The sequence below is a fragment of the Rhodanobacter sp. T12-5 genome (assembly GCF_008329435.1).
Lineage (GTDB): Bacteria > Pseudomonadota > Gammaproteobacteria > Xanthomonadales > Rhodanobacteraceae > Rhodanobacter.
Window position 1 is genome coordinate 443688 of the sequence record NZ_NPKN01000001.1, and the last position, 22116, is coordinate 465803.

The following is a 22116-nucleotide window of genomic DNA, read 5'->3' on the forward strand; positions in this document are numbered from 1 at the left end:
TTTGGAGAGGGCTCTTCGCGAACCGGGCAGGTGAGTTCGTCTGGCCGCCCCGTAGCGCGGCAGGGCGAAATTTCAGCGTGTATTTGACCGGGATCAAGTCGCGCGCGGATGTTTCATCGCACGCTCTCCCCGCATGGACCGGAGCGGCGCGCGATCGCGTCGAGCCGGCAGTTGCCAACCCCTTTTCTTCAGAGATTGCCATGGACTGGAAAAACACCACCGACCGTTACGGCTCGTTGTCGATCGGCATGCACTGGCTGATGCTTTTGTTGCTGGTCGCCGTGTATGCCTGCATCGAATTGCGCGGCTTCTATCCGCGCGGCAGCGACCTGCGCGAGGGCCTGAAGACCTGGCATTTCATGCTGGGCCTTGGCGTGTTTGCGCTGGTCTTCGTGCGGTTGGCGATCCGCTTCGCGGCGGGGGCGACGCCGCCGATCCGGCCGGCGCCACCGGTGTGGCAGGACCGCCTGGCCGGGCTGATGCACCTGGCGCTGTACCTCTTCCTGATCGCGATGCCGCTGCTCGGCTGGCTTGCCCTCAGCGCTACCGGCAAGCCGGTTCCGTTCTTCGGCCTGCAGTTGCCGGCGCTAGTGGGGGCGGACAAGGCGCTCGCCGATTCGCTGAAAGAGATTCACGAAACCATCGGCACGGTCGGCTACTACCTGGTCGGCCTGCACGCGGCGGCCGCGCTGTTCCACCACTACGGGATGCGCGACAACACCTTGTCGCGCATGCTGCCGGGATGGCTCAGTCGATCTTGACCGGCTCGTTGTGCCGGATGAGTCTGGCGGCACGCGGTCGGCTACTCGCCCGTGGCAGAGCGCGGCAGACTCACGGCGGTGCAACGGCGCCGACCACCGCGCGTGCGGTTCGGCACTTCAGGTACGGCGAGGTGTTCAGCCAGTTCGGATCGGGATAGAACGAGAAAACGTATTGGCCGCTTTTCAAGGCATCGATCAGCGGTCGGGCGACCGCATTGCGTACGGCCGGGCAACCCCAGCTGCGGCCGATCCGCCCCTGTCCGCTGGCGGCGGCAGTGCTGACATAGGAAGCGCCGTGGATCACCAGTGCACGTTCGCGGGCGTGATCGTTGACACCCGGCTCGAGTCCATCCATGCGCAGCGAATAGCCATTGTGGCCGACGTACGTGCCACTGGTCCGGAACAGGCCGAGGCTGGATTCCAGGCTGCCTGCCTGATTGGAGAATCTTCGGGCGAAGTTTTCGCCCGTGTTGCGCCCATGCGCCACCAGCTCATGGAACAGCAGCTTGCGCGAGACCAGGTCGAACACCCACAGGCGCGGCTCGGTGGATGGCAGCGAGTAATCAATCACCGCCAAGCGATCGGCTGGTGCCTGCCCCTGGGCGGCAGCGCATTCGGTGGCGGCCAGCGCCAGCTCGATGACCTGCACGTTGGCATGCGGGGCCAACTTGCCCAGCGCCTGCGCCAGCGAATCGTCGGCCGCATGCGCGGGAGCGAAGCCGCCGACAAGCAGCGGCGCCGTGACGACAATGTGGCGCAGGAATCGGATCATCGGGTGAATCTGTCTGCCGGCCGGGCGTGAATCGCCGATCCTAGCAGCGCCCCGTTAAGCGCCTGTTCGTGATGGATCGTCGCCGCCATGGCAAGAGACGGCTCGATTTGCCGTGAAGGAAGCGTCGCGTTGCTTTTCGCTTGTGGAGGAGGTCTCTCGTGCAGCCGCCGGCCCGCTGTCTGACTGGTATGCCATCGTGTCACCATGGACGCCACGCATCGACCGTCGATACGGCTCAGCATGAATGATCGAACCAGGCAAAAAGGAGCGCGATTTCCAGCGTTTTTGCTGGCCGTTTTCGTGATCGTGGTGGTGGCCCTTGGCGTCGCACCCCGGTATCGCCAAGACTGGGCGATGGAGAATGTGCTGGTGCTGCTGGCGCTGCCCTTGTTGATGTTGGGCTTTCGCCGCCTGCGGTTGTCCAATGCCAGCTATGCGGCATTGTTCGTATTCTTGCTGTTGCACGAGGTCGGCGCGCACTACACCTACTCCGAAGTGCCTTGGGATCGCTGGTTTTCCGCGTTGTCCGGATTTTCGCTGAACGACGCATTGGGCGTTTCGCGCAATCACTTCGACCGCGCCATCCATTTCTCGTACGGCCTGCTGGTGACCCCGGCCGTAGTGGAGCTGGCAGCGGCGCGCACGTCGCCTCGTGGTGCCTGGCGCTGGATTGTGCCGATCAGCCTGATGACAGCCAGTTCGGCGTTGTATGAATTGTTCGAATGGGGCGCAGCCGTGTGGTTCGGTGGGGACCTGGGTGTCGCCTACCTGGGCACCCAGGGCGATCCATGGGACGCCCAGCAAGACATGTTCCTCGCCTTGCTCGGCAGCGTGGCCGCTGTCGCCGTGCTTGCCGCCGTGGCTGGCTGTCGCCGACGCGATCCGCGTGAAGGCGTTCGTCATTGAGCCGGTGCCCGGAATGCCGCGCTACTTGCCGCGGGCAGCTCAGCTACGGCGCCTTCATTTCCCCCACGTGACGAACATCATCACGGCCGCCGTTGCCATCGCCGCCGTGGCCAGCCAGCCGAAAATCTTCAGCGGCCACGGCATGGTGAATTTGCCCATGACCTTGCGCCGCGAGCCCATCAGCATCATCACGATCATCAGCGGTACGGCAGTCACGCCGTTGATCACCGCGCTCCAGTACAACGCCTTGATCGGATCGAGCGGGGTCAGGTTCAGCGCGATGCCGGCGAAACTGGCGACGATCAACACACCATAGAAAAACCTGGCGTTTTGCGGCTTGTACTCCAGCCCGCTGCGCTGGCCGGAAGCGCCGGCGACAGCGTAGGCGGTGGCACCGGCCAGCACCGGCACGGCGAGCAGGCCGGTACCGATGATGCCGGCGGCAAACAGCGCGAATGCCAGGTCGCCAGCCAGCGGCCGCAATGCTGCGGCCGCTTCGGCTGAAGTCTGGACGTCGACCTTGCCGTGCGCGTGCAGCACGACGGCAGTGGTGAGAATGATGAAGAAGGAGATCAGGTTGGAGAAGATCATGCCGACCGTGGTGTCGATGCCGATGCGACGCAAGGCGCTGGGTGCCTGCTTTGGCGCTCGGCGCAAGGGCTTGCGGCGATTGCTCGACTCCATTTCCTCGACCTCTTGTGCTGCCTGCCAGCAGAACAGATAGGGGCTGATGGTGGTGCCGAGCAGCGCGACCAGGCCGACGGCGTACGACGCGTTCCACGTGATGGGCGGCAGCACCAGGCTCTTGAGCACAGCCAGCCACGGCACGTCGATCACCAGCACGGTGGCCACGTAGGCGAACAGGCTGAGGGTGAGCAGCTTGAGGATCGGGGCATAGCGGGTGAACGGGATGAACACTTGCAGCACCAGCGACAGCAGGGCGAAACCCGCGGCATAGATCAGCGCCGGCCCGCCAACGAGCAGTTTCAGCGCGGCACCCATGGCGCCGATGTCAGCCGCCAGGTTGATGACGTTGGCGATCACGAGGGAGGCCGTCAGCGCGTATACCAGCGGGTGGGGATAGTGCTTGCGCATGCCGTCCAGCAAACCGTGGCCGGTGACGCGGCCGATGCCGGCGCTGACCGCCTGTATCGCGATCATCAACGGCATGGTCACCAGGATGCACCACAGCATGCCGTAACCGAACGCGGCGCCTACCTGCGAGTAGGTGGCAATGCCGCTGGGGTCGTCGTCCGCCGCACCCGTGACCAGACCCGCGCTAAGGTTGGCCCACAACGGCTTTTCGACGCCGCCGTCTTCGGTGTTCTTGCGGTCGACCATGGGTGCTTCCGGCAAGGTGGTATCTGGTGTGCGGCTTTACGCGGAGCCGGATGCGCAGGAATTTCCCCGTCGCTGACGCGTTGCCCCCGGGGTGCGGTGCCGAGGTGAACCTCGCCCATGCATCGGTAGGGCTGCCGCTCGCGCCGAGGTGTTGCTCAACGGCAAACCAGCACTGGCACGTCGCCGTTGAGGATCACCTTGTGTGTCTCGCTGCCCAGCAGCAGCCGGTCGAAGCCGCGCCAGCCGTGCGAGGCCATCACGATCAGGTCGCACTGGTGCTTGCGGGCAGCGTCGACGATGGCGGAGTAGGGACGCGTATCGGACTCGCTGCCGCTTTCGCAAGCGACGCCGGCAGCCGCCGCGCGCTGGCGCACATCGGCCAGGTAGCGTTCGGCGTTGGCGCTGGCTTCCTTGGTGTATTCGGGTTCGACCAGGATGAACTCGGCGAAATAGGCGGAGGCGGGCAACGGGACGATCACGTGGAACGCATACACGCGGGCTCCCAGCTTGGCGGCCAGTTCGAGGCCGATGTCGACAGCGTGCAGGGACAGTTCGGAACCGTCGGTGGGCAGCAGGATGTGCTTGAACATGGCGAACTCCTCTATTTTCTCGATGATCAGCGGCAGGTATAACCACCATCAATGACCAGCTCGCTGCCGGTCACGAACTTCGACTCGTCGGAAGCGAGGTAGACCACGCCCCAGGCGATATCGTCCGGTTCGCCCATGTGGCCGAGCGGATGCAGCGCCCCGACCTCGCGCCGGTGCTGTTCGGGGTCGCCGCCCATCGTGGCGATGTGCTGCTCCACCAGCGGCGTCCAGATGAAGCCGGGGTGGATCGAGTTGACCCGGATGCGGTCGGCTGCATAGATCAACGCGTCGGTCTTGCTCATCAGCCGCACCGCGCCCTTGGACGCATGGTAGGGCGGCAGGTCGGGCGCGCCGACCAGGCCGTAGATCGACGACAGGTTGATGATGCTGCCGCCGCCGGCCGCGCGCAGCGGCGCGATCGCATGCTTGGTGCAAAAGAACACGCCTTTCACGTTGACCGCCTGCACCCGGTCCCACTCGGCTTCGGTGAGCTCGTGCGTAGGCTTGTTCGCCCCGGCGATGCCGGCGTTGTTGACCAGGACGTCCAGCCGTCCAAATGCCGCCACGGTACCGGCGATTGCGGCCGCCACCTCGGCCTCCACCGATACGTCGGCATGGATATAGCGCGCGTTGGCGCCAAGCTGTTCGGCCAGTTTCCGGCCGGTGTCGTCATGCAGGTCGACGATGGCCACTCGTGCGCCGGACTCGATCATGCGGGCGACGCAGGCGGCGCCGATGCCCACCGCGCCGCCGGTCACCAATGCCACCTTGCCGCTGAGCCTGCCCATGCTCGTGCCTCCCGTATGGATGGGTGCAGCGTGCGCGACGCGGCGTGGACCGGTGTTGACCGGGATCAATTGAACGCCATGTTGGGTCGCCGATCGGGCAGGCGTTGCTGCGGGACTGATGGACGACGCAGATCGGCAGAGGAAAGGGACGGTCCGCGGCGCGGGCCGCCCTTTCGGTTCGCGACTAGCTCACTTGCCGGCCGCCTTGTAGGACAGCTCCGCGTTGTAGCTGTCCACGTGCGCCGAACTGTCCTGGATGGAATCACGGATGGTCTGGCGCAGCGCATCCGCATCCGCCTTGCCGTAAACGCCCTCGACCATCTTCCACAAGCCCGGGTTCATCTCCTTGCCGAGATCCGCCCAGTTGCTGCCCGGGCTGACCAGCAGGAAATCCGGCGAACCCTCGCCACCCTCGACGACTTCGTTCAACATGGAGTGGCCAGCCCACTTGCTCTTCTCCGCGGCAACATAGATCTTCCTGGCCGCATCCTTGAACGCCTCGCGGTGGCCGGGTTTCAGCTTGAAGTAGGTGACCTCGATCAAGGCGGGCACGCCGAGCCTGCCTGCCGGCATGTTCCTGAGTTCCGGATCGCCCTGCATGAAGACGCTGGTCTCGCCTTTCAGGTGCGGATTCACTTGCGCCTTGAACGTGGCGTCGCAGGCCTTGCCGGCCTCGTGCATCGCATCGAAGCTGGCCCATGTCAGCGGGTCGGTAACGTAGGAGTAGCTGTACACGTCGCCGGTCTCGTGCGCCCAGCTCGTCCACGTGTACTTGAACCCATGCTCGGCCAGACATTGGTTGTAGCTCTTCATGCCCGTCTCGTAGGCTTGTTGATCCGCCGGAGCCACCGTGTCGGTGTAATCACGGACGATGTTCGCCGTGTCCTTTTCGGCTGCCTGGACGCCGCCGATGCACAGCAGCGCGATCACGGGTACCAGCCATACAGTCATGCGTTTCATGAATGCCTCCCTCGGGGCGGCCGCCCCGATTGTGGTGGGTCATGGAATCCCCCAGGCGCTTCGCGACCCGGCAAAGCGCGCCGAGCATACGCCAGCACGTGTGGTGCGAATCTGACGACGCGCCGGCCGCTTGCCGCCGCGCGGGTTGCCGCGGGCCGCGACCTGGCATGCCAGCTACCTCGCCGCGTTGTCTGCCGGCTGATTTCCGCGCCGCGCCGGCTGCTGTCCTCGAGCCGCCAAGGCCCACCGCGGCCTTTCTGCTGCCCCGCGAGCGTGACTGCCGTCAGTGCGTGACCCAGATCATGGGCACGGCTTTCCCTGACCTGCCACCATGACGAATCATTCTCATTCGAGTTGGCTGCCATCATGGCTGAACCTTCGTCTTCCGCTTCCGCGACCAGGCCCGCCACGTTCGCCGAGCTCCCGGCCTTGCTCGCCTCGGCGCCCCATCGACTGCTGTTTCTGGCCGGCTCCATCGCCGTGTTGCTCAGCATGGCCTGGTGGGCGGTGGAGCTGACGTGGATGCGGTTCGGGCTGGGTGGCTGGCCCCAGCCGACGATCACGCCGGCGTATGCGCACGGCATGCTGATCCAGTACGGCATGTTCCCGCTTTTCATGTTCGGCTTTCTCCTGACGGTGTTCCCGCGCTGGTTGAACCGGCCGGCGTTGCCTCGTTCGCGTTATGTGCCGGTGGCCGGCTGCGTGTTCGGCGGCTATGTACTGGCGAATGTGGGGCTGCTGAATATGCCGTGGCTGCTGAAGCTGGGTTTTCTGGTGATGCTGATCGGCTACCTGATCGGCTTGTACACGCTGGCGTCGGTGCTGCGGGCATCGCGCGACCGCAACGATCACGCGCGTTCGTGCGTGCTGGGTATCGCGCTGGGCACGCTTGGCCTGATCGCCTTCATCGCTTTCCTGTTCGGCGCACCGGACGATTGCGCCCAACTGGCGGTGCGGATCGGTACCTTCGGCTTGCTGCTGCCGATCTTCTTTTCCGTGACGCACCGGATGCTGCCGTTCTTCAGCGGCAACGTGATCAAGGGTTATGTGGTGATCCGCCCACGCTGGAGCCTGCCGGTGGTGTGGGCGCTGCTGCTGGCGCACTTGCTGCTGGACTGGCGCGGCGCGCTGGGCTGGCTGTGGCTGGCCGACATTCCGCTGGCGCTGGTATTCGCCTGGCATGCGCTGGCGTGGCAACCGTGGAAGGCGATGCGGCCCGGCGTGCTGGCCGTGCTGCACCTGTCCTTTGCGTGGCTGCCGGTGGCCTTCGCATTGTATGCCGTGCAGGACGTGATCTATGCCCGCAGCGGCGAGCTGCTGTTCTTCCGCGCGCCGCTGCATGCGCTGGCGATCGGCTACTTCGGCTCGATGCTGGTGGCGATGGTGACGCGCGTGACCCAGGGTCACTCGGGCCGGCCGATGCAGATGGGCGCGGTGCCATGGGTGTGTTTCGCGCTGCTGCAGCTGGTGGCGCTGGTGCGCATCCGCGCCGAGTTCGGCGGCGACGTCTACCTGTGGCTGGTGATCGCCGCGTACGGCTGGCTGCTGGCGTTCCTGCCGTGGGTATTGCGCTCGGCATGGATCTACCTGACACCGCGCGTGGACGGCAAGCCGGGCTGAAGCGGGGCGAGTCTCGGGCTGTGGCAGGGTGACGCAGCGAGGCCTCGAATCATTCCCGTTTGACCCAGGTCAAACACGACATACTGCGTTCCCATAGGCTGGCAGCCGAACCCAGGGAGAACGTTGATGACGCGTCCGCACCTTTACCTCGCCGCCGCCGCGATGCTTGCGCTGGTGGCATGTTCCGGCAAACCTTCTGCCTCGTCCGGCCCGGCCGCGATGGCAGCCACACCCACTCCCAGTACCTCCGTCGCCTCCGAGCGCGGCGACTTCGGCCCGCCGCAGGGCGAGCCGATCCACGCCGTGCTGACCAGTCCGCCGCACGTGCCGCCACCGATCCATCGCAACTACCCGGCCAAGGTCATCGTGGAACTGGAGGTGATCGAAAAGGAAATGCCGATTTCCGAGGGCGTGAGCTACACGTTCTGGACCTTCGGCGGCACCGTGCCGGGCAGCTTCATCCGCGTGCGCCAGGGCGACACGGTGGAGTTCCACCTGAAGAACAACCCCAACGACAAGATGCCGCACAACATCGACCTGCACGGCGTGACCGGTCCGGGTGGTGGTGCGGCGTCCAGCTTCACTGCGCCGGGGCACGAGTCGCAGTTCACCTTCAAGGCGCTCAACCAGGGCATCTACGTCTACCACTGCGCCACCGCGCCGGTCGGCATGCACATCGCCAACGGGATGTACGGGCTGATCCTGGTCGAGCCGCCGGAGGGCCTGAGCCCGGTCGATCACGAGTACTACGTGATGCAGGGCGACTTCTACACCACCGGGAAGTATCGCGAGAAGGGCCATCAGCCGTTCGACATGGAGAAGGCGATCGACGAGCGTCCGACCTATGTGTTGTTCAACGGCAAGGAAGGCTCGATCACCGGCGACAACGCGCTGACCGCCAAGACCAACCAGAAGGTGCGCCTGTTCGTGGGCAACGGCGGCCCGAACCTGATCTCCAGCTTCCACGTGATCGGCGAGATCTTCGACAAGGTGCAGCCCGAGGGCGGCACGGTGGCGCAACACAATGTGCAGACCACGCTGATCCCCTCCGGCGGTGCCGCGATCGTGGAGTTCCGCACCGACGTGCCGGGCAGCTACGTGCTGGTCGACCACTCGATCTTCCGCGCGTTCAACAAGGGCGCGCTGGGCATCCTGAAAGTGGACGGCTCGGAGAACAAGTCGGTCTACTCGGGCAAGGAGGTGGACTCGGTCTACCTGGGTGACCGCGCCGGCAGCAACCTGCAGGCCGTGACCACCGCCGCCACGGCGCATGCCGCCGGTACGCTGACCAAGGAAGACCAGATCGCCGCGGGCAAGCAACTGTTCGCCGGCACCTGCTCGGTCTGCCACCAGGCCAACGGCGAGGGCCTGCCGAACGTGTTCCCGCCGCTGGCGAAGTCGGATCTCCTCGCGGCCGATCCGAAGCGCGCCATGACCATCGTGACGCACGGCCTGACCGGCAAGGTCACCGTCAACGGTCACGAATACGATTCGGTGATGCCACCGATGTCGCAGCTGACCGACGACGAGGTGTCCAACATCCTGACCTATGTGCTGAACAGCTGGGGCAACCCGGGTGGCCAGTTCAGCAAGGATGAGGTGGCCAAGGCACGCGCGGCTGCAGCGTCGGCACCGGCAGCGGAGCACTGAGATGCGTGCTCTGGCACTGGCCTGCCTGGGCCTGCTGCTGGCGCTTCCGGCAGCGGCGGCGGAATACGCCGCCCTGCCGGGAGGCACGTTCACCAGCGTGCTGCCGGCGGATGGCAAGGCGGCGCCGGCGCAGGTCGCGCCGTTCCGCCTGCGCACCGAGCTGGTCACCAATGCCGAGTTCCTGGCCTTCGTGAAAGCGCATCCCGCATGGCGGCGCGACAAGGTGGCGCGCATCCTTGCCGATGCGCGTTACCTCACGCAGTGGGCCAGCGCCGATACGCTGGGTGACGAAGTGCTGCCGCGCCAGCCGGTGACGCGGGTCAGCTGGTTTGCCGCGCAGGCCTATTGCGAAAGCGAGCGGGCGCGCCTGCCGAGCTGGTACGAGTGGGAGTTCGCGGCAGCGGCCGATGCCACCCGCCGCGATGCACGCGCCGACCCGGCCTGGCGCGAAAGCATCCTGGGCTGGTACTCGCGGCCATCCACCACGGCCTTGCCGCAGATCGGCGGTGCCGCCAACATCTACGGCGTGCGCGACATCAATGGCCTGGTGTGGGAGTGGGTCGACGACTTCAACGCCTTGATGGTCGCCAGCGACAGCCGCGATCAGGGCGATCCGGATCTGCTGAAATTCTGCGGTGCCGGCGCACTCAGCATGCAGGACAAGGAAAACTACGCGGTGCTGATGCGCATCGCGATGCTGTCCGCGCTGAAGGCCGCCGACACCACCAACAACATGGGCTTCCGCTGCGCGAAGTCCGATTGAGGAAACGCCATGAAACGCCTGCTGTCTTTTGTCGCGATGCTCCTGCTGCTGGGCGGCAGCGTCCAGGCGGCGCAGCCGCTGCCGGGTGATTCGGTGTACCAGCTGCCGGTGCAACTCACCGGCCAGGACGGCCAGTCGCAGATGCTGTCGGCACGTCGTGGCCGGCCACAGCTGGTGACGATGTTCTATACCTCGTGCAAGATGGTCTGCCCGCTGATCATCGACAGCCTGCGGCTGACCCGCAACGCACTGGACCCGTCGATCCGCTCGCAGATCGACCTGCTCGCGGTGAGTTTCGACCCGGCCAGGGACGACGTCGCCACCCTGCGCAGCTACGCCGACAAGCGCAAGCTGGATCCACGCTTCTGGACCCTGGCCCGCGCCGAGCCGGCGCAGGTGCGGCAGCTGTCCGGCGTACTCGGCCTGCAGTACCGGCAATTGCCGGATGGCGAGTTCAACCACAGCAGCGAGTTGATCCTGCTCGACGGCGAGGGCCGCATCGCGGCGCGCACCAACGTGATCGGCAGGCTCGACCCGGCCTTCGTCAAGGCGATCACCGAGACTGTTTCCAGGCACTGAGCCTCCCGCGATATGGACGTCTGTACGTCCGTCGTGCATCGAAGCGCCGCCGTCATGGCGGCGTTCTCGTGTGCATGCCCGTGGCGTGTTGTCACAGCAGGCCTGTTCATCGAGCCGGCCTGACCGCGGTCAATTTGTCGGTGCCCTGGTGTGCGCAGACTGCGCGCATCCACAAGGGGAAACCACGATGAAAACGACACGCAGGATTCTTCCCGTCGCATGCCTTCTGGCCACGGCGATGACCGCGCCATCGGTCTGGGCCGACGGCACCGGCACGCAGGCAGCGCCGGTCAACGCGCCGCTGCAACTGGAGTGGGACGCGCGCCTGCGCCGCGAGCAAGTCGACGACGACGCCTTCAGCCACGACGCCAATGCCGACACCTTGCGACTGCGGCTCGGCCTGCGCGCGAAATTCGGCGATGGCTGGAGCGCGTTGCTGGAAGGCGCCGGCGTGGCCAGTGCCGGCGAGCATTACAACAGTGGCGCGAATGGCCGCACACAGTATCCGGCGATCACCGACCCGCGCGGCAGCGAACTCAACCAGGCCTGGCTGGGCTGGCAGGGCGATGCGTTCGGCGTGACCGCGGGCCGCCAGCGACTGCTGCTGGACAACCAGCGCTGGGTCGGCAACAGCGGCTGGCGCCAGCACGAGCAGACCTACGATGCGGTGGCGCTGCAATGGCAGCCGCTGGCCGCGTTGACGCTGCGTTATGACTGGCTCGATCGCGTGCACCGCGTGGCCGGCCGCGATGCGCTCAACCCGCTGGCGCGCGAGCGCCGGCTGAATACCCACCTGTTGAACGCCGCGTGGACGCAAGGCGCGCAGCAATGGGTGGGCTATGCCTACCTGCATGAAGACCGCGACGTGGCCAGCGCGTCCAGCGAGACCTATGGCCTGCGCTGGAGCGGCAAGGCACTGCACGATGGCAACGGTCCGGGCTGGACGCTGGAGGCAGCGCGGCAGGTCGACTACGCCAACAACCCGTTGCACTTCGCGCACAACTACTGGCTGCTCGAACCGACATGGACGCTGCAAGGGATCACCGCCAAGCTGGGCTGGGAGCATCTGGGCGGCAACGGCCAGCATGCCTTGCAGACACCGCTGGCCACGCTGCATGCGTTCAACGGCTGGGATGACCAGTTCAACGTGACGCCTGCCGGCGGCCTGGAAGATCGCTATGTGGGCGTCGGTGGCAACCTCGGCCGCACCGGTCCTGCCAGCAAGCTGGGCTGGGTGGTGTCGTACCACGACTACCATGCCGATCGCGGTGGCCGTTACGGCAGCGAGTGGAATGCTTCGCTGAGCTTTCCGCTGGCAACCGGCCTCACGGGCTTGATCAAGGTGGCGGACTATCGCGCCGACGGCCTGGGTCGCGACAGCGCCAAGCTGTGGCTGCAACTCGAATGGCATGGACAGCAGGCGTTGGCGAACGCGCATTGACCGAGGGCAGCCTTGCTGCGGGTGCGTTGACCCAGGTCAGCGCGCGCGCGCCCGTGCTGCGTTGATATAGCGCCATGCAAGCTATCCAGTCGTTGTACCCGCACCGAGCCGACAACGCCGCGCCGGCCGAACTCGATCTGCGCGGGCTGCCGTCACCGGAGCCGATGCTGCGCGCGCTGGAGGCGGCCGATGCGTTGCTGCCCGGGCAGTCGGTGCAGGTGCTCACGCCGCTGTTGCCGATGCCCTTGCTCGATGCGCTGGCGACGCGCGGGCTGTACACGTCGGCGGTCACGCTGCCGGGCGGCACCGCACGAGTGTTGATCCGCCGTCGGGATGACGATGGCCCGGCTGGCGCTTGATCAGGCGCCCGCGGTCTCGTTGCCGCGCCGCTTCCTGCTGAGTGCGCCGCTGTGGGGCGTGCTCGCCGGCATGTTGTTGTTCGTCGATGGTGATGCCTTGCTGCGCTCACGCTGGCATCCGGCCACGCTGGCACTGGTGCATGTGTTCACGCTCGGCGTGCTCGGCAACGTGATGTTCGGCAGCATGCTGCAGTTTCTTCCCGCGGCCGCCGGGGTGCGGGTGCGTGGCAGCGCGTTGTTGGGAGCGCCGCTGCATGTCCTGTTCAATCTCGGCGCGCTGCTGCTGGTGGCGGGGCTGCATCAGAGGTGGCGTGCGGCACTGCTTGGTGCCGCGGTGCTATTGCCGCTGGCTTTCGTTCTGCTCGCCGCGATGACCTTGCCCGGCCTGCTGGCAGCGGTCGGGCAGCGGCTGCTGCGCGCGGGGCTCGGCGTGGCGATCGGGTTCGGCGTGCTCACTGCGCTGCTCGGTGGTGCACTGGCGCTGGCTCTTGCTGACGGGTGGGCGTGGCCGGTGGGCGCGCTGGTCGACGTGCATGCCAGCTGGGGCGTGCTGGGTTGGATCGTGGTGTTGCTGGCCAGCGTGGCGCGGGTGGTGATGCCGATGTTCCAGGGCACCGGAACGCTTCCCGCACGGGTGCAGGCGCTGTGGCTCGGCAGCGCGCTGGTGATGCTGTCCGGCGCAGCGTGGTGGCGCTTGACTCACGCCGATGGCCGCTGGCTGGTCGGTACGGTGGCGTTGCATGCAATGCTGTTTGCAGGCGCCGCCTTGTGGCTGCAGTGGCGCGCGCCGCGGCAACGCCGCAGCCCGCTGCTGTGGAGCTGGCGTGCCGGTTTGATCGTGCTGTCGCTGGCGGCGCTGGCACTGGTCGCCGGGCCGCGTGGCGGACTGCTGGCTGCGGTGCTGGGGCTGGGTATCGCCTTGCCGCTGCTGCTGCTCGGCATGGCGCTGGAGATCGTCGCCTTCATCGGCTGGATCGAGTTGCACCGGGTGTGCGGTCGCGGCGTGCAGTTGCCCGGTGTGCAGCGGCTGCTGCCCGACAGCGACAAACTCGGTGTGCTGCTGGCGCAACTGCCGCTGCTGCTGTTGCCGGCCGCGGCGTTGTGGCCTTCGGCCTGGCTGGCGCGCGCCGCCGGGTTGGCGCTGCTGTTCGCGTGGCTGGGCGTGTGGTCGGCGCTGCGCGGCGTACGCAGGCGCGCACATGGTTTTCTGTTGGCGTTGGAGGATCGCCCGTGAGCGCGAAGTTGCCGCTGGTCTATTCCTGTTCCGGCTGTTCGAGTGCGGCGCAGATGGCCAACCATCTGGCGCTGAAGCTGGATCGCGAAGGCATCGCCGAGATGTCCTGCATCGCCGGCGTCGGCGGTGGCGTTACCGCCCTGGTGCGCACGGCGCAGAGCGGGCGTCGCATCCTGGCGCTGGATGGCTGCGTGCTGAAGTGCGCCTCGGCCTGTCTTGCGCATGCAGGCGTCGTCGCCGACACGCACCTGGTGCTGTCCGACTACGGTGTGCGAAAGCGCCAGCATGCCGATTTCAATCTCACCGAGGCGCAGCAGGTATACGCGGCCGAGGTGCGCCCGGCGGCGCTGGCACTGTTTGAGGCGATGACCGCCGGATCACCCATGGAGCCTGCCGATGTTGCTGCCCAACCCTGAGCGTCTCGCGCTGGCGCGCATGCGCGGTGCGATCGACCGTGTCGACGATGGCCTGATCGTGCTGCTCGCCGCACGCCGTCGGCTGGTGCGCGTGGTGGCGGCGCTGAAGCCGCGTGCCGGCGTGCCGCCGCGTGACCTGGCGCGCGAGCGGCAGGTGCGCACGCGCACCCAGTCGCTGGCACACCGGCTGGATCTGCCGGCGGATACCGCGGCGGGTCTGCTGGACCTCGCGATCGTCGATGCCTGTCGTCAGCAGGGCATGGCGATTGACCTCGATCAAGGCGCGCTCGCGCCGTCTCCCGCCATGATGCAGCCCATCATGCCCGACACGCTTCGCTCCGAATCCCGCGCACTGCATTGGTTGCGCCTGCTGCCACCGCCGCGCCGGCTCGCGCCGCTGCTGCGCGCGCTGCCACAGCGCTGGCAACGCAACCTGCTGGAGCGTGCGATGGCGCGCGTGCTCGCCGTGCCGCTGCAGGACGGCACGCTGGATTTCATGCGCGGTCGCCGGCTCGGGATCGAGGTCAGCGACCTGCAACTGTGCTGGGTGCTGGAATGGTGCGATGGACGCTTGTGCGTCGGTGATGGCGTACCTGAAGCCAGCGTGCGCGGCAGTGCCACCGATCTGCTGCTGCTGGCCAGCCGGCTGGAAGATGCCGACACGCTGTTCTTCCAGCGCGCGCTGGAGCTCACCGGCGATACCGAGCTCGGCCTTACCGCGCGCAACCTGCTGGAGCGGTTGCCGTGGGAGTCGGTGCCGTTGGGACTGCGCATCGCGCTGAACCGCGGCGCGCGCTTCGCCCGCGCCGCCCGCGCCGCACACCGCGGCGAAGCCGTCTGAGCCATCCCGTTTCCCTCCCCTGAAAAGCGATCACGATGACCGCCTCCGCAACGCTGCCCGTGCCGGTCTGGCGCGACGAACTCGAACACGAGTACGCCGCGCTGGCCGAGCGCCTGGAACCGCTGGTGCCGTGCCTGGAAATATCCCTGCACCTGCCGTGGATCGAAGCCATCAACACGCTGAAGAAGCAGCGCGGTGCGGTGATCATGGCGCACAGCTACCAGTCGCCGGAGATCTTCCACGGCGTGGCCGACATCACCGGCGACTCGCTCGGCCTGGCGCAGGCGGCGGCCGACTGCGACGCCGACCTGATCGTGTTGTGCGGCGTGCACTTCATGGCCGAGAGCGCAAAGATCCTGGCGCCGGGAAAGACCGTGCTGATTCCCGACCTCGAAGCCGGCTGCTCGCTGGCTTCGTCGATCACTGCCGCCGACGTGCGTGCGCTGCGCGCGCAACACCCCGGCGTGCCGGTGGTGAGCTACGCCAACACCTCGGCCGCGGTGAAGGCGGAGTCCGACGCGATCTGCACCTCGGCGAATGCGGTGCAGGTGGTCGAGTCGATGGGCACGGGCAAGGTGATCTTCCTGCCCGACGAGTACCTGGGCCGCCACGTCGCCAGCCAGACCCGGGTCGAGCTGGTGCTGTGGCACGGCCGCTGCGAGGTGCACGAGAAGTTCACCGCGCAACAGGCGCGGCACGCGCGCGAACAGTTCGACGCGATGCTGGTGGCGCATCCGGAGTGTCCGCCGGAGGTACTCGCCGAGGCGGATTTCGTCGGTTCCACCACGGCCATGGGCAAGTGGCTGGAACGCGAAAAGCCGGCACGCGTCGCGTTGATCACCGAGTGCTCGATGGCCGACAACCTGCGCGCACAGTTCCCGGCGACGCAATTCATCAAGCCGTGCAACCTGTGTCCGCACATGCAGCGGATCACCCTGCCGAAGATCTACGAAGCCCTGCGTGACCTGAGGCATGCCGTGGAGGTGCCGCCGCAGGTTGCCGTGCGTGCCCGCGCGGCGCTGCAGCGGATGCTGGCCGTGGGTCGGCGCGAAACCGTGTGAGGCGCGAACGTCGACCCATCGTGGTGGTAGGCGGTGGCGTGGCCGGTCTGGTCACGGCGCTTGCCGCGGCGCCGGCGCCGGTGCGCCTGCTGTGCCGTGCGCACGACGGCAGCGGCAGTGCCAGCGCGCTGGCGCAGGGTGGCATCGCCGCCGCGCTCGATCCGCACGACAGCACCGCTGCGCATGCCGGCGACACCATCGAGGCGGGCGCCCGGCACAACGACGCGACTGCGGTGCAATGGCTGACCGGCGAGGCGCCGGGCGCGATCGCCTGGTTGCAGCAGCAGGGCGTGCGGTTCGATCGCGGCGTCGACGGCAGCCTGCAGCTGGGTCGCGAGGGCGGCCATGGCGCCGCGCGCATCGTGCACGCCGGCGGCGATGCCACCGGCGCGGCGCTGGTGCGCGCGCTGCGCGCCAGGGTGCAGTCGTCGGCGCATGTGCAGTGGCGCGGTGGCGTCGATGTCGATGCGCTGTTGTTGCGCGATGGTGCCGTGGTCGGTGTGCGCACCCGCGACGAGCGTGGCCGCCGGCAACACATGGAGGCCGCCGCGGTGGTGCTTGCCACCGGCGGCATCGGTGCGCTGTTTGCGCACACCAGCAATCCGGCCGGTGCGGATGGTGCGGGGCTGGCGCTGGGCCTGGCCAGCGGCGCCGCGTCGCGCGATCTGGAGTTCATGCAGTTTCATCCCACCGCGCTGGATGTCGACGGCCATTGCCTGCCGCTGATCACCGAGGCTCTGCGCGGCGCCGGTGCGCGCCTGCTCGATGCCGCCGGGCAACCGCTGATGCGCGGCCTGCATCCGCTCGGCGATCTGGCGCCGCGTGATGTGGTGGCCCGCCGCGTCTGGCAGATGCAGCGCGAGGGCGGCAAGGTCTGGCTCGATGCGACGGCGGTGAGTGGCGACTGGAACCTCCGCTTTCCCACCGTGCTGGCGGCGTGCCTGGCGCATGGTCTTGATCCGCGGCAGGTGCCGCTGCCGGTGACGCCCGCCGCACATTTCCACATGGGCGGCATCGCCACCGACCTGGATGGGCGCAGCACCTTGGCCGGCCTGCACGCGGTGGGCGAGGTTGCCTGCAACGGCGTGCATGGCGCCAACCGGCTGGCCAGCAATTCGCTGCTGGAAGGGGTGGCGTGCGGTCGCCGGCTCGGCGCCGCGCTGGCGATTGCCGCGCCGGTGCGCAGTGGACCGGGCAGCCATCGCTGGGCCGAGCGTGGCGACGGTTTGCCACCGGCAGCGCTGGCCGCGTTGCGCACGCTGCTGTGGCATGCCGCCGGTCCGGTGCGCGAGGCATCGTCATTGCGCGACGCATGGCGTGCCTGTGCGGCTGCCGCGGACGCCGGCTGGCAGATGCGTCTGGCCAAATCGCTGCTGCGCGCGGCCGCGTTGCGCCGGCGCAGCCTCGGCGCGCATTGTCGGCTTGATCGCGGCTGAAGCGGTGCGCTGCGGCGATATGCCCTATGCCGCAACGCCTGCCGTGGCCCTCATCAGTGGCGCTGGCTGACTCTCGTCAAGACGCGCGCAGATTCAGTTGTGCAAACTGCAGCTTCCCCACCCAGCGAGCCTTCCATGACACGTCCATCTTCGCTCGATTACGAACAACTGCTGGCCTGTGGCCGGGGCGAACTGTTCGGCGACGGCAATGCACGACTGCCCGCGCCGCCGATGCTGATGTTCGACCGCATTTCCCATATCGCCACCGAAGGCGGGGCGTATGGCAAGGGATTGATCCAAGCCGAATTGGACATCCATCCGGAGCTGTGGTTTTTCGGCTGCCATTTTCTTGGCGATCCGGTGATGCCCGGTTGCCTCGGGCTCGATGCGATGTGGCAGCTCAGCGGGTTCTTCCTGCCCTGGCTGGGTGAACCCGGTCGCGGTCGCGCGCTGGGCGTGGGCCAGGTGAAATTTTCCGGGCAGGTCATGCCGACGGCGAAGCTGGTGCGCTACAAGATCGACATCCGCCGCGTGATGCGCGGCAAATTGCGCATGGTGATCGCCGACGGCAAGACCTTCGTCGACGACCGCCTGATCTACGAGGCGAGCGACATGCGCGTGGGCCTGTTCCAGTCCACCGAGGGCTTTTGAGATGCGCCGCGTCGTGGTGACCGGCATGGGCATCGTGTCGTGCCTGGGCAACCAGACGGCGACGGTGTCGCACGCACTGCACGAGAGCCTCAGCGGCATCCGCGCGATGCCCGGTTACGCTGAACTCGGCCTGCGCAGCCAGGTCGCCGGCGTGCCGGAGATCGACCTGGATGCCGAGATCGACCGCAAGCTGCGCCGCTTCATGGGTGACGCCGCCGCCTACGCCTACGTGGCGATGCGTTCGGCGATCGCCGATGCCGGGCTTGCCATCGAGCACATCTGCCACCCACGCACCGGCGTGATCGCCGGTTCCGGCGGCGGTTCGCCGCGCTGGCAGATCGAGACCGGCGACCTGCTGCGCCACAAGGGCGTGCGCAAGGTCGGCCCGTTCATGGTGCCGCGCACGATGTGCTCCACCGTGTCGGCCACGCTGGCTACCGCATTCGGCATCCTCGGCCTGAGCTATTCGATCGCCGCCGCCTGCGCGACCTCGGGGCATTGTATCGGCGCCGCGGCGGACCTGATTCGGCATGGCGCGCAGGACGTGATGTTCGCCGGCGGCGGCGAGGAGGAGCACTGGGGCATGACCGCGCAGTTCGATGCGATGGGCGCGCTTTCCACCGGCAGCAACGACACGCCGCAGCGCGCGTCGCGCCCGTATGACGTTGCCCGCGACGGCTTCGTCATCGCCGGTGGCGGCGGCATGCTGGTGCTGGAGGAATACGAGCATGCCCGCGCACGCGGCGCGCACATCCATGCCGAACTGGTCGGTTACGGCGTCACTTCCGATGGCGCCGACATGGTGGCGCCGTCCGGCGAAGGCGCGGTGCGCTGCATGCAGATGGCGATGGCCAACCTGCGCGCGCCGATCGACTACCTCAACACCCATGGCACGGCCACGCCGCTGGGTGACATCGTGGAGCTGCAATCGGTGCGCAAGGTTTTCGCCGATGCGGTGCCGCCGCTGTCCTCGACCAAGGCGCTGACCGGTCACTCGCTCGGCGCGGCCAGCGTGCACGAGGCGATCTACAGCCTGCTGATGCTCAACGAAGGCTTCATCGCCGGCTCGGCCCATATTGACGAGCTGGACCCGCGCGCCGAAGGCTTCCCGATCGTGCGTGCAAGCCGCGATGCGCAGCTGCGCACGGTGATGTCCAACAGCTTCGGCTTCGGCGGCACCAACGCCAGCCTGGTGTTCGCCAGGGTGTGATGGCAACACCAGCACTGCTGCCGCAGGGGCCCGCCAGCGGGCTCCTGCACACGGGCGGCCACCATCGCCTTTCACCACTCCCATCCTCCGGAAGAGCCCCATGCCATCCATTCCAGCCTCACGCCCATCGACCTTTGGCGAGGAACTTGCCAACAGCATCAGCCATGGCCTCGGCGTGGTGCTGGCCATCGTTGGCCTGCCGATCCTGATCGTCAACGCGGTGCATGTCGGCAGCACCGCGGCGATGGTGGGGGCGGCGGTGTTCGGCGGCAGTACGATCCTGTTGTACATGGCTTCGACGCTGTATCACGCGGTGTCGCACGAGCGGGCCAAGGCGTGGCTGCGGCGGCTGGATTACGGCGCGATCTACCTGCTGATCGCCGGCACCTATACACCGATCGCACTGGGCGTGTTGCGCGACAGCTGGGGCCTGGCCCTGCTCGGCGTGATCTGGAGCCTGGCGCTGCTGGGGCTGGTGTTCAAGCTGGTGGTGGGCGCGCGGTTCGAGCGGCTGTCCACGGCGCTGTATGTGGCGATGGGCTGGATGGCGCTGATCGCGATCCGCCCGCTGTGGCAGCACATGCCGGCGGCCGGCTTGATCCTGCTGTTCGGCGGTGGCGTGGCGTATACGCTGGGCGTGGTGTTTTTCATGCTGCACGAGCGGCTGCGCTACAGCCATTTCATCTGGCATCTGTTCGTGCTTGCCGGCACCGGCTGCCACTACGCCACCGTGCTGGGTTACGCGTATTGAGCGGCGGCGCTCATGCCGGCGCTTCGGTCAAGCGCATGCCCGGCTCGCCGTACCAGTAGCCGTTGCGCGCGCCGATGCGTGGCGGCGCCACCGGTGAGCGGCGGGCGAGGTGGTAGTGCGCCACCATCTCGGCCATGCCTTCGGCCTGCGGATACAGCCGCAAGATGTCCACGCCCAGTTCGCGCAGCACCGGCAGCTCGGGGCCGAGGTCGGTGATCTCCTCGCCCTGGATCTGGATGCCGTTGATGCGCAGGAACGGGCGGCCCTCGCGCGTGGCCAGCGGCATGCCGTCGGGATAGTCGATGCAGCGGAAGCCGCACTGGTCTTTCGCCACGTCGAGTGCGCGTGCGGTGAAGCAGCGTGCGGAGAAAGCCAGCGGCAGCCGGCCGAATGCGATCACTTCGAGCTCGGGCATCGTCCTGCCTTGCGCCTGCATCGCCTCGCGCAATTCACGCAGCAAGGTGTGGCCTTGTTCGACACCCGGCACCCAGCGGCGCAGGCCGTCTTCCATCAGCATCGCCAGCGTCTGGTGGTTGTAAACGTTGAGCGTGGGGCCGGCCACGAACGGCACGCCGCGCTCGCGACACAGCTGCACCGCGGACAGGTCGTTCGCCTCGATCCAGCAGTCGCCGTGATCGACCAGCCGCTGCAGTGCGCCCAGCTCGGACTCGGCTTCGATCAGCGCCAGCGAGGACAGCACGATCTGCTTGCCGCTGCGGGCAAGCTCGGCGGCCAGCGCGATCCAGTCGCGTGTACCGAGTTCGCGCCGCTTGCTGCATACCGTCTCGCCCAGATAGATGACGTCGACCGGCCAGTCGGCGGCCTCGCGGTAGAACGCCAGCGTGCGTTCGCGCGGCCAGAAATACTGCAGCGGTCCGAGGCTCAGTTTCATCGTCGTCATCGTCAATGCCAGGAGCGGTGATAGGGGCCGAGCGTGGTCTGGTGACCCTCGGCGTGTTTCGACAGCGACTGCTGCCAGCCGGGCTGCAGGCTCCAGCTGGCGGGAGCGTCGCGGTAGCGGTCCAGCGCCGCACGCCAGGTGCGGGTGACCGAACCCACATACGCCACGCCGCGCTGGCGCCCCTCGATCTTCAACGCCGCCACGCCGGCCTGCGCCAGTCGCGGCAGCAGCTCCAGCGTGTTCAGGCTGGTCGGTTCCTCCAGCGCGTGGAAGATCTCGCCGCCGACTTCGAAGCGGCCCTTGCACACGGTCGGATAGCCGGCCGGTTCGCGCGGTTCGAAACGGTCCATCAGCACCTGGTTGAGGCGTACGCTGCGGCGACCGTCGTCGTGTTCCTCCCAGCGCACGAAGCTGGCCGGCGAACACACGCCGTGGCGGTTCGGCGAGGCGCCGGTGACGTAGCTCGACAACTGGCAGCGGCCCTCGACCATGATGCACAGGCTGCCGAACGCGAACACCTCCAGCGGCACCGGCGAGCCTTCGCACAGGCGTTCGACCTGCTGGATCGACAGCACCCGCGGCAGCACCGCGCGGCTGATGCCGAAGCGCTCGTAGGCATAGCGCAGCGCGGGCGCGGTGGTGGCCGAACCTTGTACCGACAGATGCCGCTTGAGTGATGGATGCGTGCGCGTGGCGTAGTCGAGCACGGCCATCTCGGCGGCAATGATCGCGTCGCAGCCGAACTCGGCGGCCTTGTCCACCGCGCTGTACCACTGCGGCAGGCGCGCGCTGTCGGGATAGGTGTTCAGCGCCAGGTAGACCTGCCTGCCGCGCTGGTGCGCGTAGGCGATGCCATCGCGCAGTTCGTCGTCGCTGAAGTTCAGCCCGGGAAACGCGCGGGCGTTGGTCTGGTCGCGGAAGCCCGCGTAGACCGCATCGGCGCCGGCGTCGATCGCCGCTTGCAGCGCCGGCAGGTTGCCGGCAGGACAGACCAGTTGCATGAGCACCTCGAAGCTGGGAGTTCGGGGCGCATCGTGGCGGTTGCCCGGGGCGGCTGCGTTGACGTGGATCATCCCGGATCGTGT

At 67.4% G+C, this 22116-nt stretch carries 23 protein-coding genes; 16 read left to right on the forward strand and 7 right to left on the reverse strand.

Annotated features, from left to right (window positions below; genetic code table 11):
- Positions 1 to 200: 200 nt before the first annotated feature.
- On the forward strand, positions 201 to 761 hold the full coding sequence (locus CIW53_RS01930) for a cytochrome b (protein ID WP_149363010.1): 561 nt from the start codon (positions 201 to 203) through the stop codon (positions 759 to 761).
- 70 nt (positions 762 to 831) lie between these two features.
- Here CIW53_RS01930 and CIW53_RS01935 read toward each other — a convergent pair whose 3' ends face one another.
- Positions 832 to 1533 (reverse strand): murein L,D-transpeptidase catalytic domain family protein, encoded by a 702-nt coding sequence (locus CIW53_RS01935; protein ID WP_149363011.1) that lies wholly within the window; start codon positions 1531 to 1533, stop codon positions 832 to 834.
- A 240-nt stretch (positions 1534 to 1773) separates the two neighbouring features.
- Here CIW53_RS01935 and CIW53_RS01940 point away from each other — a divergent pair, with 240 nt between their 5' ends.
- Complete coding sequence (locus CIW53_RS01940; protein WP_149363012.1) at positions 1774 to 2439, forward strand: DUF2238 domain-containing protein; 666 nt, start codon at positions 1774 to 1776, stop codon at positions 2437 to 2439.
- 54 nt (positions 2440 to 2493) lie between these two features.
- Here the strand turns inward: CIW53_RS01940 and CIW53_RS01945 are convergent, their stop codons facing one another.
- From CIW53_RS01945 to CIW53_RS01960, 4 genes are all read right to left on the reverse strand, one after another.
- On the reverse strand, positions 2494 to 3780 hold the full coding sequence (locus CIW53_RS01945) for a divalent metal cation transporter (protein WP_149363013.1): 1287 nt from the start codon (positions 3778 to 3780) through the stop codon (positions 2494 to 2496).
- Positions 3781 to 3935: 155 nt separating this feature from the next.
- On the reverse strand, positions 3936 to 4370 hold the full coding sequence (locus tag CIW53_RS01950; protein WP_149363014.1) for a universal stress protein: 435 nt from the start codon (positions 4368 to 4370) through the stop codon (positions 3936 to 3938).
- Between the two features lie 26 nt (positions 4371 to 4396).
- A complete protein-coding gene (locus tag CIW53_RS01955; protein WP_149363015.1) occupies positions 4397 to 5158 on the reverse strand; it encodes a glucose 1-dehydrogenase in 762 nt (253 codons plus the stop codon).
- 189 nt (positions 5159 to 5347) lie between these two features.
- Positions 5348 to 6118: a hypothetical protein gene (locus tag CIW53_RS01960; RefSeq protein WP_149363016.1), complete on the reverse strand. Its 771-nt coding sequence runs from the start codon at positions 6116 to 6118 to the stop codon at positions 5348 to 5350.
- Positions 6119 to 6484: 366 nt separating this feature from the next.
- Here CIW53_RS01960 and CIW53_RS01965 point away from each other — a divergent pair, with 366 nt between their 5' ends.
- The 14 genes from CIW53_RS01965 to CIW53_RS02030 all read left to right on the forward strand — a co-directional run bounded on the left by CIW53_RS01965 (position 6485) and on the right by CIW53_RS02030 (position 20130).
- The gene (locus tag CIW53_RS01965; RefSeq protein ID WP_149363017.1) at positions 6485 to 7738 is read left to right on the forward strand and encodes an NnrS family protein; all 1254 of its coding nucleotides are present in this window, start codon (positions 6485 to 6487) and stop codon (positions 7736 to 7738) included.
- 126 nt (positions 7739 to 7864) lie between these two features.
- Entirely contained in the window at positions 7865 to 9388 is a 1524-nt protein-coding gene (gene nirK / locus CIW53_RS01970) for a copper-containing nitrite reductase (protein ID WP_149363018.1), read from the forward strand.
- A gap of 1 nt (position 9389) precedes the next feature.
- Positions 9390 to 10151, forward strand: coding sequence for a formylglycine-generating enzyme family protein (locus CIW53_RS01975; RefSeq protein ID WP_149363019.1), 762 nt, complete (start codon positions 9390 to 9392; stop codon positions 10149 to 10151).
- A gap of 9 nt (positions 10152 to 10160) precedes the next feature.
- Positions 10161 to 10730 (forward strand): SCO family protein, encoded by a 570-nt coding sequence (locus CIW53_RS01980; RefSeq protein WP_149363020.1) that lies wholly within the window; start codon positions 10161 to 10163, stop codon positions 10728 to 10730.
- A gap of 187 nt (positions 10731 to 10917) precedes the next feature.
- The gene (locus CIW53_RS01985; RefSeq protein WP_149363021.1) at positions 10918 to 12171 is read left to right on the forward strand and encodes an alginate export family protein; all 1254 of its coding nucleotides are present in this window, start codon (positions 10918 to 10920) and stop codon (positions 12169 to 12171) included.
- A 74-nt stretch (positions 12172 to 12245) separates the two neighbouring features.
- Positions 12246 to 12530 carry a DUF2249 domain-containing protein gene (locus CIW53_RS01990; RefSeq protein WP_149363022.1) on the forward strand — a complete coding sequence of 95 codons (285 nt, stop codon included), beginning with the start codon at positions 12246 to 12248 and terminating at the stop codon, positions 12528 to 12530.
- On the forward strand, positions 12511 to 13764 hold the full coding sequence (locus CIW53_RS01995) for a hypothetical protein (protein WP_149363023.1): 1254 nt from the start codon (positions 12511 to 12513) through the stop codon (positions 13762 to 13764). Before CIW53_RS01990 ends, CIW53_RS01995 begins: the two co-directional genes overlap by 20 nt.
- Positions 13761 to 14180, forward strand: coding sequence for a putative zinc-binding protein (locus CIW53_RS02000; protein ID WP_149363024.1), 420 nt, complete (start codon positions 13761 to 13763; stop codon positions 14178 to 14180). The genes CIW53_RS01995 and CIW53_RS02000 overlap by 4 nt, the downstream gene beginning before the upstream one ends.
- Entirely contained in the window at positions 14161 to 15021 is an 861-nt protein-coding gene (locus CIW53_RS02005) for an SCP2 sterol-binding domain-containing protein (protein ID WP_149363025.1), read from the forward strand. Before CIW53_RS02000 ends, CIW53_RS02005 begins: the two co-directional genes overlap by 20 nt.
- A gap of 35 nt (positions 15022 to 15056) precedes the next feature.
- A complete protein-coding gene (nadA, locus tag CIW53_RS02010; protein ID WP_149363026.1) occupies positions 15057 to 16082 on the forward strand; it encodes a quinolinate synthase NadA in 1026 nt (341 codons plus the stop codon).
- Positions 16079 to 17518, forward strand: a complete 1440-nt coding sequence (locus CIW53_RS02015) for an FAD-binding protein (protein ID WP_149363027.1) — start codon at positions 16079 to 16081, stop codon at positions 17516 to 17518. Before nadA ends, CIW53_RS02015 begins: the two co-directional genes overlap by 4 nt.
- Positions 17519 to 17653: 135 nt before the next feature.
- Entirely contained in the window at positions 17654 to 18169 is a 516-nt protein-coding gene (gene fabA / locus CIW53_RS02020) for a 3-hydroxyacyl-[acyl-carrier-protein] dehydratase FabA (RefSeq protein ID WP_149363028.1), read from the forward strand.
- Between the two features lies 1 nt (position 18170).
- Entirely contained in the window at positions 18171 to 19379 is a 1209-nt protein-coding gene (gene fabB, locus CIW53_RS02025) for a beta-ketoacyl-ACP synthase I (RefSeq protein ID WP_149363029.1), read from the forward strand.
- Positions 19380 to 19479: 100 nt separating this feature from the next.
- The gene (locus CIW53_RS02030) at positions 19480 to 20130 is read left to right on the forward strand and encodes a hemolysin III family protein (protein WP_149363030.1); all 651 of its coding nucleotides are present in this window, start codon (positions 19480 to 19482) and stop codon (positions 20128 to 20130) included.
- Positions 20131 to 20140: 10 nt separating this feature from the next.
- Here CIW53_RS02030 and CIW53_RS02035 read toward each other — a convergent pair whose 3' ends face one another.
- Positions 20141 to 21022 (reverse strand): U32 family peptidase, encoded by an 882-nt coding sequence (locus CIW53_RS02035; protein WP_242451735.1) that lies wholly within the window; start codon positions 21020 to 21022, stop codon positions 20141 to 20143.
- An 11-nt stretch (positions 21023 to 21033) separates the two neighbouring features.
- Positions 21034 to 22104: a peptidase U32 family protein gene (locus CIW53_RS02040; RefSeq protein WP_343191945.1), complete on the reverse strand. Its 1071-nt coding sequence runs from the start codon at positions 22102 to 22104 to the stop codon at positions 21034 to 21036.
- Positions 22105 to 22116 lie beyond the last annotated feature (12 nt).